Annotated in this window: 12 protein-coding genes and 1 pseudogene; 11 read left to right on the forward strand and 2 right to left on the reverse strand. The window is 41.4% G+C overall.

Annotated elements, in window-relative coordinates; genetic code table 11:
* The 5 genes from CYLST_RS25940 to CYLST_RS25960 all read left to right on the forward strand — a co-directional run bounded on the left by CYLST_RS25940 (position 1) and on the right by CYLST_RS25960 (position 3,453).
* A complete protein-coding gene (locus tag CYLST_RS25940) occupies positions 1-345 on the forward strand; it encodes a DUF5674 family protein (RefSeq protein ID WP_281172834.1) in 345 nt (114 codons plus the stop codon).
* Complete coding sequence (locus tag CYLST_RS25945; RefSeq protein WP_015210707.1) at positions 342-689, forward strand: hypothetical protein; 348 nt, start codon at positions 342-344, stop codon at positions 687-689. The genes CYLST_RS25940 and CYLST_RS25945 overlap by 4 nt, the downstream gene beginning before the upstream one ends.
* A gap of 184 nt (positions 690-873) precedes the next feature.
* Positions 874-1,392, forward strand: coding sequence for a DUF2059 domain-containing protein (locus CYLST_RS25950; RefSeq protein ID WP_015210708.1), 519 nt, complete (start codon positions 874-876; stop codon positions 1,390-1,392).
* A gap of 181 nt (positions 1,393-1,573) precedes the next feature.
* Positions 1,574-2,425 (forward strand): hypothetical protein, encoded by an 852-nt coding sequence (locus tag CYLST_RS25955; RefSeq protein ID WP_015210709.1) that lies wholly within the window; start codon positions 1,574-1,576, stop codon positions 2,423-2,425.
* A 515-nt stretch (positions 2,426-2,940) separates the two neighbouring features.
* Positions 2,941-3,453, forward strand: coding sequence for a DUF1993 domain-containing protein (locus tag CYLST_RS25960; RefSeq protein ID WP_015210710.1), 513 nt, complete (start codon positions 2,941-2,943; stop codon positions 3,451-3,453).
* A gap of 191 nt (positions 3,454-3,644) precedes the next feature.
* On the opposite strand, the pseudogene CYLST_RS25965 reads toward CYLST_RS25960, so the two are convergent.
* A pseudogene (locus CYLST_RS25965) lies at positions 3,645-4,154 on the reverse strand (nickel-dependent hydrogenase large subunit); the annotation flags it as partial.
* Between the two features lie 260 nt (positions 4,155-4,414).
* Entirely contained in the window at positions 4,415-5,377 is a 963-nt protein-coding gene (locus tag CYLST_RS25970; RefSeq protein WP_015210711.1) for a hydrogenase small subunit, read from the reverse strand.
* 609 nt (positions 5,378-5,986) lie between these two features.
* On the opposite strand from CYLST_RS25970, the gene CYLST_RS25975 reads away from it, so the two are divergent.
* From CYLST_RS25975 to hypF, 6 genes are all read left to right on the forward strand, one after another.
* Positions 5,987-6,958 carry a tetratricopeptide repeat protein gene (locus CYLST_RS25975; protein WP_015210712.1) on the forward strand — a complete coding sequence of 324 codons (972 nt, stop codon included), beginning with the start codon at positions 5,987-5,989 and terminating at the stop codon, positions 6,956-6,958.
* A gap of 56 nt (positions 6,959-7,014) precedes the next feature.
* Positions 7,015-7,281, forward strand: coding sequence for an asr0689 family protein (locus CYLST_RS25980; protein ID WP_015210713.1), 267 nt, complete (start codon positions 7,015-7,017; stop codon positions 7,279-7,281).
* An 8-nt stretch (positions 7,282-7,289) separates the two neighbouring features.
* Positions 7,290-7,514 (forward strand): hypothetical protein, encoded by a 225-nt coding sequence (locus CYLST_RS25985; RefSeq protein WP_015210714.1) that lies wholly within the window; start codon positions 7,290-7,292, stop codon positions 7,512-7,514.
* A gap of 428 nt (positions 7,515-7,942) precedes the next feature.
* The gene (locus tag CYLST_RS25995) at positions 7,943-8,809 is read left to right on the forward strand and encodes a NifU family protein (RefSeq protein WP_015210716.1); all 867 of its coding nucleotides are present in this window, start codon (positions 7,943-7,945) and stop codon (positions 8,807-8,809) included.
* A gap of 286 nt (positions 8,810-9,095) precedes the next feature.
* Positions 9,096-10,286, forward strand: a complete 1,191-nt coding sequence (locus CYLST_RS26000) for an NHL repeat-containing protein (protein WP_041233913.1) — start codon at positions 9,096-9,098, stop codon at positions 10,284-10,286.
* A gap of 115 nt (positions 10,287-10,401) precedes the next feature.
* Entirely contained in the window at positions 10,402-12,786 is a 2,385-nt protein-coding gene (gene hypF, locus CYLST_RS26005) for a carbamoyltransferase HypF (RefSeq protein ID WP_015210718.1), read from the forward strand.
* Positions 12,787-12,923 lie beyond the last annotated feature (137 nt).

Here is a 12,923-nt window from a genome sequence, read left to right on the forward strand (position 1 = left end):
ATTTTACCCTTGATAATTCATATTTTACAAGAACCTGCAACACCTAGCCAAATCAACGAGATGCTTCAAGCCAATCGTTTTTATATTAAAACAGCCGTAGATATACGTCATCAAATTTTGGCAGGTGGAGGTGAAATGCACTCGGACTGCGAAACTATTTTACTTGAAAATGGAAGTCAACAGCAGGATATTTGGGGTGCGAGTTGGAATCCTATTTCTCAAGAAATTTTTTATGAATCAATGGTAAATCTCCGTCCGCGTCAAAATAGAGCGATGGAGATTTTAGATCCAGCAATTAGGGAACAGGTCAAACAAATCATCCACAAGTTATTAGGAGGCTTATGAATAACTGGACTGTAGAACAAATTGCCTTTCGGTGCGATCGCCTTTCTGTACGTCTTGAACGATTGGCACAGAACTTTCTGCAAATGGCATCTCTCAGTTTGGATGGCGTTAATGGGGAAGCGGTACTTGGGATTGTTAGAGAAAGTAAAGTATTTTTAGAACTGACAGCGATTGATTTAGATGTGGACAGTGCCTTTGAACTGGCTCAAATGCAACGTCAATTGTCTCGATGGCATATTCATTGGTGGTCAACTTGGGCAAGTGATTCTAGTCGTCTGGAAATTTCAAATTTGTCTCAAACCTGGGTAAATCGAATTAGGGAGATGGCAGGAGTTCTGGTTTAAGCTTTTTAAGAGCGCTGACTTGTCAGTTCGCTAATCTTCTTAGTATGATCATTGGTGACAAATTAAAGTCATACCCGTTTTAACATAAGTAATAATACGGTTTAACATTTAAGTATTTATCTGGAAAATTCTGTATAATTAGGTGGATATTATTGTATATTGAACTTTAGGTACTTAAATTCCGATGTTAAAAGTAAAGTTACAATTTTCAAGGTTTCTCGTCGGATTGTTACTGGTCGTCTGCTTTACCTTCTTCACGGTATATGTAGCGAATTCTCAACAACTCCCTTTAGTTGAATACCAATCCAAAACATTTGCTAGAGAAACCTCCAAGTATAAATTAGCAACCGAGGTACTACTAGAGATAGGAATCGCAAAAAGATACGATACCCATTTCGACCACTTGATAGGCACGCTAATTGGTAAGGGCGATGATTTTAAGCTTTATACAAGGTTTAGGAAGATGTTTGTACGAGAAATTGGGTGGAGACACTTCAAAGATGCCTATGCAGCAAAACTGGAAGCCGATTTTTCGGAAGATGAATTAAAGGAACTGTTAAATTTATCAAAGCAACCTGTGATGAAAAAGTTGTTGAAGTCTGAAGTCCAAGCATATATGGATACATCTAAACAAAGGTTCAAAATGGGATTTGAATTGTGGGATAAATATAATAATGGCAAAATAAGTTTACCACCAGACTAGACTTCCAGCCCCATTCAGAAGGGTTATAACAAATCATTGGACTAGACAAATATGATATTTTAGTTTTGAGTTGGAAGCGATACCTGCGGTAAGCTACGCTAACGCCTAGCTGCTCAATTCAACCGTTATAAAAGAACTCGGTTTAAAAAATTCACATTAACCTCAGCTTGAAATTTCCAAGATGAATTTATCTAAAGACTTGTTCTGTAAAGGTTTATCAGTTAGTTTTTCTCTTGTCGTCCTCATGACTTTCCTTGCACCGAAAGCAAAAGCTGAATATACTTGCGGTGGCGCTGGGCCTGGAGAGAGAGTGGTTGGCAGAACCCAAGGTGGGCATGGTGTCGCATCTGTTCTCCTTTGTGAGAGCGACCCGAATTATCAAGAGGAGCCAGAAGATCGAGGGAGTGATAGTTCTCGTTATTACGACCCTAAGTTTGCGGCTCTACAGTTTCAAGCCGCTTCTGCCATGATCAATTTGCAACAACAACTTGAATTATTGCAAGATCCAAAGTATCTGAAATATCTATCGGGCAGTTGGAGGCTTTTTCCTACTTCAAGGTTAGAGGGGGTAAAATCAGGTGGCTCTTGTGTTGCATCCTTTTTCAAGGCATCAATGGACCCAGAAGCTAAAGACGCCCCAGTAATGATCAATTTGTTGGCGCCAAGTGGCAACGAAAAGTTTGCTCTTCTTACATTTGCAGCCGAAAGAATTCCTAGACCTAAAACGATACAAACAATCACGGTTACTTTGATTCAAAACAATGACCCCCCTGCTACTGTCAAGGCGTTCAATTACACAATGCCAAATATGCCATTTGGGGTGATTGCTTTTGCTGTGCCGTCAATTGATGCAGCTTTAGCGGGGATAGAAGATGTCCAGAACTTTGATGTAAAAATAGATGGTAAGTCTGTTGCTAAGACCATGTGGCATAGTGGGCTAAAGGTAAAGGATGAATTGCGTAAGTGCTTGAATGGTAAACCTTATTCGGTAACGGAGATTGACATAGTGCCGGAGCGTTTGAAAAAACCATAAGCGATCTCTAACAATCCCGTTGCACACCGACTGTATCAGGTTGGTCGGTGAATCTGAGAGGTTACTTGCGGTGGGTGAAAAGCGATGGGTAAAGCCCGGTCTTCGACCATCGCTCAATATCCAAATAAATCAATACTTCTATACATAAACAGACTTGTACTTATTTAAACTCAAATATTGCTATTTGCGTATTTATATTGAGAAAAACACGGCTTTATACTTCAATAGCAAGAAAATAATTATACTTAAATAATTGATTTGAACTTCCTTAACTGCGATTAACTGCGATCGCCGTAGGCATCGCTGCGATCGCGCCAGCGCTGACTTGTCAGTTCGCTAATCTTGGTTTTACCTCATTTCCGGGGATGGGAAAATAATTGTCCAAAATATTGGGATTGCTTCCCTAGACTGCGTTTTGGACTCAAAGAGAAGCCATCACTCGTCTATGCAATGACAAATTTTGTTGGCGGAAGTCCTGATATTATGAAAGTTGTGTTACTGAAATTTGAAATTGTATGGAAAATCAGAAAATCATAGCACTACAAAATATCTTCAGTTCTAGGCTCGATACATTGAGTCATCTGTTAGAGGTAGCAGAGAGTCATTTCGCAGACGATGTAGAGTCTCTATTGCAGCGTCGCATCGCGCCCGATATGTTTCCTTTCGGCACACAAATAGCGTTTGTTTGCAATCAGCCTCGTAACTTTGCATTGTGGTGCGGAGGATTGCCGGCAAACAATTTGAACCCCAATGTCGCATCTCTTGTTGAGGCGCGTGGTCACATTTCATCAACTAAGGAATTGTTGGCAAGTATCAATGTTGCTGATTCTAAGCTGTCAGAAATCAATCGGCTCGATCTTGGGCAAGGGCTATATGCAGAATTATCTGGACTTTCGTATGTAGATGATTTTCTCATACCCAACTTTTATTTCCACATAACAACGGCGTACAATATCCTGCGTATGGCAGGAGCAACAGTAGGTAAGCGCGACTTTATGATTCATTTAGTCCCTTTTCTGAAGCATTAGGGAAAAATTAGGTAACGTTTGAGAAAACCAAATAACTTTTAGTATCGGAAAATAAATGGATTTACTGCTTGCTATCTCCGCTTTTAACGTAGCTAACCATAGGTTTATCGCGTAATTTAAGGAAAAGCCAGGGAATCATTCAACCTATCCTTGTAAATCCCTACTATATAAGCAATTCCCCAATTTATTGCCATATAACTGCTGTGAGGCCATTGTCCGCCTAAAAGGGCGTAAATTTCTACAGGTTTGGCAGAAATTGTAATTCCGAGTTCGTAAGATTTGCCAGTGTAGGCAGCAAAGCGGCGAACGGCTTCTTCATAAAAGCGGCTACGACGGTAATTTTTATGGGTTAAGTCAATGGCAAATAAACCATAAAAGTAGCGGGGAATGCTTTGAATGGTTTCGACTATTTGACCTAAATTCCTAGCTAAAATTGCATTGCGGGGAACTTCACTTTCCCAAGCTGTATCTAATGCCCAAGATGCACAAGTTAAGTGAGAACCACCACAAATTCCGCAAATTCGCGGGGTAACAATTAATCCGGCTTGGGGATCTTTGCCGCGCAAAATCACTTCAAATCCGCGAAAGAGTTCGGCATGAGTCCAGGCGTTCACTACTCGCCCATTTTCAATATCGACTCGCACATCTAAATCGCCCTCAACTCTTCCCACCGGTGAAATATCTAATGTTTCAATTGCCATGTTTTTTGGTGTTTGGTGAAAAGTTGATTAATCACTCGTAGAACAGGCGTCTCGCCTGTACATAATGTAGAACAGGCGTCTCGCCTGTACATAATGTAGAACAGGCGTCCCGCCTGTACATAATTAAGTGATGAGAGAAATTAATGAATCACTCGTAGAACAGGCGTCTCGCCTGTACATAATTAAGTGATTGGTGAAAATTAATGAATTATTTGTAAAATGGCAGGCGAGACGCCCGCCCTACAAATACAAATGATGCCTTACACGGTGAAAAAGTCTTCGTCTGCCCATGCTGGGGCGGCATCTTTAGCAACAACTGTCAAGACGGCGTAATCTTTTTTGTTCACCCCTGGTGGTAATTCTTTAGGAACACCCATCACCGTTTGGGTTTTAAATACGGTTCCTGGTTTCAGGTCAAAGAAGGGAAATTCTGGTTCTGTGCAACCTAAACAAGGCATGCCGGCGCGGGTTTTGGAAGAAACGCGGTTCCACAAAATGCGGTTGCAAGAGGAATGAGTCATGGGGCCGCGACAACCCAAGTCATAAAATAGACAACCTTTGCGTTGACCAAATTCGGCGGTTGATGCTTTGTAGGCGAAGTGAACGTTGCGGGTGCAGCCTGTTTGGGTATATGTGTTAAAGAAGGTTTGGGGGCGATGGAGGTCGTCTAGGGCGATGTCGGCGATGCGTCCAGTTGCGATCGCCACTAATATCTGTGTAATCCAGTCAGGATGCGCCGGACAACCGGGAATGTTAATCACAGGTAAGCCAGATTGTGTCAAAAAATCTCTGCCTAAAAAACCGCCTTCCTGACGCTTGAGAAATTGCAAACCCTGTGACTCGCTGGGGTTGGGTGACATGGCGGGAATTCCGCCCCAGGTGGCACAGTCACCTACAGCCACAATGAATTTAGCTGAAGCGGCTAAATCTGTTAACCAATCTTTCATGGCGCGATCGGCAAACCGATTCCACTCGCCGGTGCCGTTGGGGGCATTAATCACGCTGCCTTCAAATACCAAAATATCCAAAGGAGTTTTACCTTCAACGCAATCCCACAAAAGTTTTTGCAAATTTGCGCCCAGTTCCAGCCCCAAAGAAGGATGCCAAAGTAAATTAATGCCAAAGTCGGCAATCAAATCACAAACTGTCGGTTCTTCGGCGTTAAGAAATGACATGGTGTTACCAGAACAAGCACCACCTTGTAGCCATAGTACATTAGTCATCGGCTAAGTGTTTTTGTATTGTTTACCATGCATGATCTAGGTGATTCAGGCTTGTAGAGTCTCACCCGTCTATCAATATTTATTATTTTAAAATAACGTATTTTTTGATTCACTTGATTCTTATTAATCAAGAATTTATAATCACTCAATTACATTCATTTTTAATTAATAATTTTATATAAAAGTTAAGTTAATAGCAGACTTTTCTCAAAAAGTATGAATTGCAGATCCCCGACTTCTCTAAGAAGTCGGGGATCTTGTTAATTTTGTTGGGCGTTGATACAAAGAACTTTTCATAAAGTTTTAAATAACTTTAAACTATCTTTAATATTGGTATTTTCCCTCTAGATATTTTTAGATAGAGTGCCGTATAGTTATAAAACTTGATTCATCAAATCCAAGGAGCATTTATTAGACCTCTGGTAAAAATGCCTGGTGATTAAAACTGTGGCTTCCCGGATTTTATTTCCTTAGGGAATTAAAAAAAAGATGGGAAGATTTGAGATTGGGGAATTAAGAGGAAACTCAAAATCTGCGTAAATCGGTTTGCTATCTATCGCCCTGACTTGTGGGCGTTGACAGACTCGATTCCCCAACCGGCCGCTAATTATGACCCCTAGCATTACAGATTCAGGCGTCAAGGCTGCTGTGGCCGCGATCGCATCGGAGTCAGCAACGACAGCAGAAAAAATCCAGATGCTGATCGAGATGGGCCAAGGCTTTCAAAAAAAGCCAGAAACCGCCCAAGACTTGCGGAACGCAGTTTCCTTGTTTTACCGGGCCTATGAAATGTGTGGTGATGAATATCCCTTGCTAAAAGCCCGCGCCCAGGCGGGGATGGCGGGGACATTACAGACGATTCCCGATAACGGGCCGCAACTGCTGCTGCAAGCGAAAATTGGTTATGAGGAAGCGTTGCCGATTTTACAACAGTTAGCAACGCCTGTGGAAGTAGCAGAAGCCCAGATGAATATGGGGTTGGTGTTACAGTCGTTGGTACAGTTCAATTTGGCGCGGATTGTAGACAGCATCCAAGCGTATCATGAGGCTTTGCGGGTGTTTACCTGGCAAGATTACCCCCAGGAATACGCGATTTTGTACAACAATATTGCGATCGCCTACCTGTCCATGCCCCTAGCATCAGAACGGGAATACTTGCGTCAAGGGTTAGCTGTGCAGTCATTTGAAGTAGCCCTGAAGCATATACAGCTGATTGATCACCCCAGAGAATATGCGATGTTGCAGAACAACCTGGGTAATGCATTGCAATATCTAGTGAGTTCCCATCCCCTAGAAAACAACCTGCGTGCGATCGCTGCTTATGACGAAGCCCTGAAAGTGCGTAACCCCAAAGATACACCCCTAGAATACGCTAACACAATTTCTAACAAAGCCAACGCCTTATTCAACTTACCCGACGACCCAGAAAAACCAGAAGCTGGTAATCTGCAAAATCTCTTGCAAGCCCGTACTTACTGTCAACAAGCCAGGGAAATCTTCACCCAACAGCAACAGATAAAACAAGCAGAAGTTGTCGCCCAAGCTTTGCAAGAAATTGAGGCAGAAATAGCTCATTGGTAACGGTAAGTAGCAGCCATAATTGCTTACTTTAGACTAGATGGGGAGTATCATCCAAAATGAGCCAGATTTTGACCAGCTTGGAATTAAAAGATTTTCTCACAACTTTAGCATCTGGTGAACTGAACCTAGCCACAGAATGTGCATGGGTAGTTATAGCCATAGCCTTATCAATGATTGGTGGCGCTATTGGCGGAATGCTATTAGCTGGCAAAGATATAGGTTATCAATTCGCCGCCATGCTTGGGAGCTTATTTGCTCCCGCTGGCGTTATTCCCGCCGTTATATTTGGGCTAACTGTGCTAAATTTATTGACAAATTTCTAGGAGGAATCATGTTAGAAATTGGGTGGTTCTCCGCGAAGTTATTTCTTAAAGGAAAGCTACTACGCGACCCCTTATATTTTGTCCGTCAAACCGCCATTGGTTTTAGCATAGGTTCCCTACTATTAGTCTCACTAGCACAAGCGCCAATTCCCTTATGGATACCAATCACAGTATCTAGCTTAGTCACAGGTGCAGCTATGCCTTTTCTCCTCAAGGATTTCAAAATGAAATAAGTAGTGAGTTGAGTGTTTAACGGTTGTATTCAATTTGCATTCATTCAATTTCATGAAAATAAAACCACAGATAAACACAGATAAATTATCAGTGTTTATTGGTGCAATACTTCTCAGTTAAAACTCACTTCCCCACAGCTTGCCCCCTTTTTAATAAAAAATTAAGCCCCCCTTTCTAAGGGGGGTTGGGGGGATCTTCTTTTTGCTCACCCACAGAAAAATACGAGAGTAATCCACAAAATCAAATAAATTCATCCCGTGGGGCATCTTGCCTTCTCTAAACAGGCGAGACGCCTGTTCTACAAATGTTTGGGATGTTTTTATGGAACACTCTTCCACATCACTGTTTATCTGAGGTTTTAAATAATAAAAATTTATTTTTGCAATAAGTCTATTCATCGCCAACATTCAAGTTTGATTAATAACTAATGGTGAACCTCATTCAACACACAGCTACATTAGAAGAATTAGTTCAAGAAATAAATCGCTTTGAGGCAATTGTATCCGAATGGGATGAAAGCCAGCGTTGTGTAGTTGTCGGACTAAAACGAGCAATTGAAGCCTTACACAAAGCAGCCTTGACGCGTTTGATTAAAAGCCTCAAGCAAGAATCAATGTCAGCTTTGCGTCATGCTGTAACTGATGAATTAGTATATGCAGTCCTGCTTTATCACGAATTAGTCAAACCACCAAAACCACCCCTGATAGAACGTATTCAAACAGCCCTCGCAGAAGTCCGCCCCGGCTTACAAAGCCATCATGGGGATGTAGAAATAGTAGCTATTAAACCACCTGATACGGTCGAAGTTAGATTAATCGGCACTTGCAGTAGTTGTCCAGCTTCTACCTTAACTTTATCTCAAGGAATTGAACAAGCAATTAAAAATCATTGTCCAGAAATTACCAAAGTAATTGCGGTCAATAATAGCCCTACTGTTAATCAAAGCAATGCTAATTTAACAAGTCCATTTGCCCCAACGAAAGCAACCTATTGGGTGAAAGTGGCTACCGTTGAGCAAATTACCGAATCTAGCGTATTAGCAGTACAAATTGCTGATAAATCCCTGATTTTACACCGTCAAGGTGAAAACATTACCTGTTACTATAATGCCTGTATTCATTTAGGTTATCCCCTAGATGCGGGTAAGGTAGAAAACGCAATTCTTACCTGTCCCTCCCACGGATTCCAGTATAAGTTAGAAACTGGCGAATGTGTAACCGCCCCTGACGTTTCTCTCCAATCATATCAGGTACGAATTAAAGGTGATAACGTTTTTGTACAAATGCAACAATAATCTAACTCAACTGCGGGTAATATAGCAGTTCTTAGTCAAATCAATTAAAACACCAGAAATCTCACCCCCTTCTCTGCGAATGTAGAGACTATTTCCCCTCTCCTTGTAGGGGAGGGGTAGGGGAGAGGTCAGTGTTTATTGCATCCAAACGAGAACCGCTTTATGAAAATATTTTTTTAACCAACCGCAGAGGCGCAGAGGACACAGAGAGAATAAAGAAAGAGAAATTTTCACGATTTATTTAGGATTGCTATACACCTTTATCAAAATTAATTCCACACCAAAATTGCAGCAACAATTTAGAGAAGCTTCCCCAAATTTTCCCCTCTCACCTCAAGGTGCAGAGGTGATTTTAGGCAATATTATTGAACCCGAACAATTAGCCATACCCATATTACCAAGTTCCACAACAATGTTTGGCCCCCGTGGTGCTTGTTTGCTATCTGAATCTGGGCCATTGTGGGTGTCAGATACGGGACATCATCGCTTATTAGGATGGCGAAATTTACCCACCACAGATAGTCAACCTGCTGATTGGGTAATTGGACAACCTGACTTTAATTCTGAAGGACAAAATGCTAAAAGCACACCGGGAAGAACAACCTTGAGTGTACCCACAGGAATTTGTGCTTGTGGAACAGGATTAGCAGTGGCAGATGCTTGGAATCATCGGATTTTAATTTGGAAAAACTTACCAGAAGATAGTAATGTTCCCGCAGATTTAGTATTAGGACAAGCTAATTTTATTGAGAACGAACCAAACCGGGGAACTCAACAAGCATCTGCCAATACAATGCACTGGCCTTATGGAGTTTTCTATCATCAAGGACGGCTATTTGTTGCTGATACAGGAAATCGCCGGGTGTTGATTTGGCAGCAATTACCAACAGAAAACGGTCAACCTGCTGATTTAGTTTTGGGACAACCAGACATGGTATCTCGCAATGAAAACGGCGGCAATTCTGCCTCAGCAGCGAGTATGCGTTGGTGTCATGATATTGCCTTTTGGGGAGAAAATCTCGTTGTCACCGATGCCGGTAATCACCGCGTGATGATTTGGCAAGGAATGCCGACAGAAAATAACGCCCCTTGTGCAGTAGTTTTGGGACAAAAAAACTTTGATGTTGTAGAAATGAATCAAGGAGGCTACTACCCCAACGCTAGCAGTTTGAGTATGCCTTATGGTGTAGGAGTTACAGATGATTGGTTGGTAGTTGCAGATACAGCTAACTCGCGCTTGCTAGGATGGAAAAAACCAGAATCGATTTTATCACTACAATGTAAAGTAGCAGATGCTATCGTTGGACAAAAGGATTTTCAAAGTAAGAATGAAAATCGTCACTTTGGGCTACCAACGCGAGAAAGTTTAAATTGGTGTTATGGCATCAAAATTTGTGGAGAAACAGCGGTAATAGCTGATTCTGGAAACAATCGAATTTTGATTTGCAAATTTAACCATAGCAACCCTACTAAATGATTTTATGACTTACGCCTTGACGAAAAAAGCTATGTATGGGTAGGATGCGTCCCCTGACGCATCAAAAAATCTATGGTTATAAAAATGATTTTCATAACTCAGATAAAACTGCTATATGGCAATAGAACAAATTAGAGTTCGCGGCACAGTTCAAGGAGTAGGCTTTCGCCCCACCGTCTATCGTCTCGCTAAAGCTTGCGGGTTGTATGGAGACGTTTGTAATGATGGACAAGGAGTTTTAATTCGGGTATCTGGGAGTGAGACAGCCTTAACAGAATTTGTCACCAGATTAAAACAAGAATGCCCACCTTTAGCCAAAATTAATCAACTAACGCGCATTCCCTATACAGGTGAATTCAACTTTGATGATTTTGTAATTTCTCATAGTGTTAGCAACGCCATCAAAACAGAAATTACCCCTGATGCTGCCACTTGTCTAGAATGTCAACAAGAAATTTTTGATCCTTTTAGTAGATTTTATCGTTACCCCTTTACCAACTGCACTCATTGCGGCCCTCGTCTAAGCATTATTCGTGCCGTTCCTTACGACAGACAAAATACCAGCATGGCAGCTTTTGCTATGTGTCCTGAATGCGAGAAAGCATATAATGATGTAGAAAATCGCCGCTTTCATGCCCAACCTATAGCCTGTCATATTTGCGGACCTCAAGCTTGGTTAGAACGTGCTGATGGTAAAACTGTTACCGCTTCTATGTTCTCTATGTTAGATGATGTTGATGCCGTTTGTACTCTGTTACAAAAAGGTGAAATCGTCGCCATTAAGGGTTTAAGTGGGATTCATTTAGCTTGCGATGCGACGCAAGAAACAGCCGTGCAAAAACTGCGTCAACGGAAAAAGCGTTATGACAAACCCTTTGCTTTAATGGCGAGAGATATAGAAGTAATTCAAGAATATTGTACTGTTAATAGTAAGGAAAAAGAATTATTAGCTAGTTCGGCTGCGCCGATTGTTTTATTAGATAAGATAAGAACAGGCGAGACGCCTGTTCTACGGGGATTAGATCAGAAAAATTTTATAATTGCCGCATCCGTTGCACCAGGGCAAAATACCCTTGGGTTTATGCTACCTTATACGCCTTTACATCATTTAATTCTCAGGCGGATGAATCGCCCGATAGTTTTAACCAGTGGCAATATTGCTGATGAACCGCAATGTATTGATAATCAAGAAGCGCGAGAAAAGTTAAATAAAATTGCGGATTATTTTCTCTTGCATAATCGGGAGATTGTTAACCGGGTAGATGATTCAGTAGTGCGCGTTGTTGGTGATAAAGTGCAAACAATTCGCCGCGCTAGAGGATACGCACCAGCACCGATTAGTTTACCGCCAGGATTTGAAAATATACCGCCAATTTTAGCAATGGGTAGTGAGTTAAAAAATACCTTTTGTTTATTGCGAGAAGGTGAAGCAATTCTTTCTCAACATTTAGGAGATTTAGAAAATGCGGCGGCTTTCAATGCTTATGAAGAAACACTTAAATTATACTTAAACTTATTTGAACATCAACCAGAAATTATTGCCATAGATAAACACCCCGAATATCTTTCAAGCAAACTTGGTAAAGAACTTGCAACCGCCAATCAAATCAAACTTTATTCTATTCAACATCATCACGCCCACATAGCAGCCTGCATGGCAGAAAACGGTATTCCTTTAAATTCAGCCCCAGTTTTAGGAATCGCTTTCGATGGATTAGGCTATGGTGAAGATGGCACAATTTGGGGCGGAGAATTTTTGTTAGCTGATTACCGGAAGTTTCAGCGACTAGCAACATTTAAACCAGTAGCAATGATAGGTGGAGAACAAGCAATTTATCAGCCGTGGCGGAATACCTATGCCCAATTAATATCCGCGTTTAATTGGGAAGAATTAACAGAAAAACACAGTAATTTAGAAATATTAAAATTTTTAGAAAAAAAACCACTAAAACTACTTAATCAACTGATAGAAAAAAGTATTAATTCACCTCCAGCTTCCTCAGTGGGGAGGTTATTCGATGCAGTAGCAGCAGCAATCGGTATTTGTCGAGAAGAATGTAGCTATGAAGGACAAGCAGCGATTGCAATGGAAGCCTTAGTCGATGTTAACCGCTTAAATAAAGTTGAAGAAACGCTAAATTATCCTTTTAACTTAGACATTTTAGATAGTATTTATTGTATAGACCCTGCCCCGATGTGGCAAGCCTTGCTTAATGACTTACAGCAGCAAACACCTCAAGCAATCATAGCGGCAAAATTCCATAAAAGTTTAGCCAATGCCATTGTAGAGATAGTTAAGAAACTTTCCCAAGAAAACCTGATTAATCAAATCATCTTAACAGGAGGAGTATTTCAAAATCGGATTTTATTAGAACAAGTTACCAAACGCCTACAAACATTAGAAATTACCGTACTCACACACAGCTTAGTCCCTAGTAACGACGGCGGATTATCACTAGGACAAGCCGTTATTGCATCTGCCCAATCAATTGCTTCTTAGTATTTTCTCTGTGTCGTGCCAGTTGCTACAACGGGGGGAACCCCACGCCAGTTTGCTCAAGTCGGGAAACCCGCCCACGCAACTGGCTCCGCAACGCACTGGCTTCTCTGCGCCTCTGCGGTTCGTATCTCTTAAAA

It is taken from the genome of Cylindrospermum stagnale PCC 7417 (assembly GCF_000317535.1).
In the GTDB taxonomy this organism is placed as follows: Bacteria; Cyanobacteriota; Cyanobacteriia; order Cyanobacteriales; family Nostocaceae; genus Cylindrospermum; species Cylindrospermum stagnale.

Bases quoted from the DNA above. Each gene is read 5' to 3' on its own strand.
- CYLST_RS25945 (WP_015210707.1), top strand. From the start codon at position 342: ATGAATAACTGGACTGTAGAACAAATTGCCTTTCGGTGCGATCGCCTT.
- CYLST_RS25950 (WP_015210708.1), top strand. From the start codon at position 874: ATGTTAAAAGTAAAGTTACAATTTTCAAGGTTTCTCGTCGGATTGTTA.
- CYLST_RS25955 (WP_015210709.1), top strand. From the start codon at position 1,574: ATGAATTTATCTAAAGACTTGTTCTGTAAAGGTTTATCAGTTAGTTTT.
- CYLST_RS25960 (WP_015210710.1), top strand. From the start codon at position 2,941: ATGGAAAATCAGAAAATCATAGCACTACAAAATATCTTCAGTTCTAGG.
- CYLST_RS25970 (WP_015210711.1), bottom strand. From the start codon at position 5,377: ATGACTAATGTACTATGGCTACAAGGTGGTGCTTGTTCTGGTAACACC.
- CYLST_RS25975 (WP_015210712.1), top strand. From the start codon at position 5,987: ATGACCCCTAGCATTACAGATTCAGGCGTCAAGGCTGCTGTGGCCGCG.
- CYLST_RS25980 (WP_015210713.1), top strand. From the start codon at position 7,015: ATGAGCCAGATTTTGACCAGCTTGGAATTAAAAGATTTTCTCACAACT.
- CYLST_RS25985 (WP_015210714.1), top strand. From the start codon at position 7,290: ATGTTAGAAATTGGGTGGTTCTCCGCGAAGTTATTTCTTAAAGGAAAG.
- CYLST_RS25995 (WP_015210716.1), top strand. From the start codon at position 7,943: ATGGTGAACCTCATTCAACACACAGCTACATTAGAAGAATTAGTTCAA.
- hypF (WP_015210718.1), top strand. From the start codon at position 10,402: ATGGCAATAGAACAAATTAGAGTTCGCGGCACAGTTCAAGGAGTAGGC.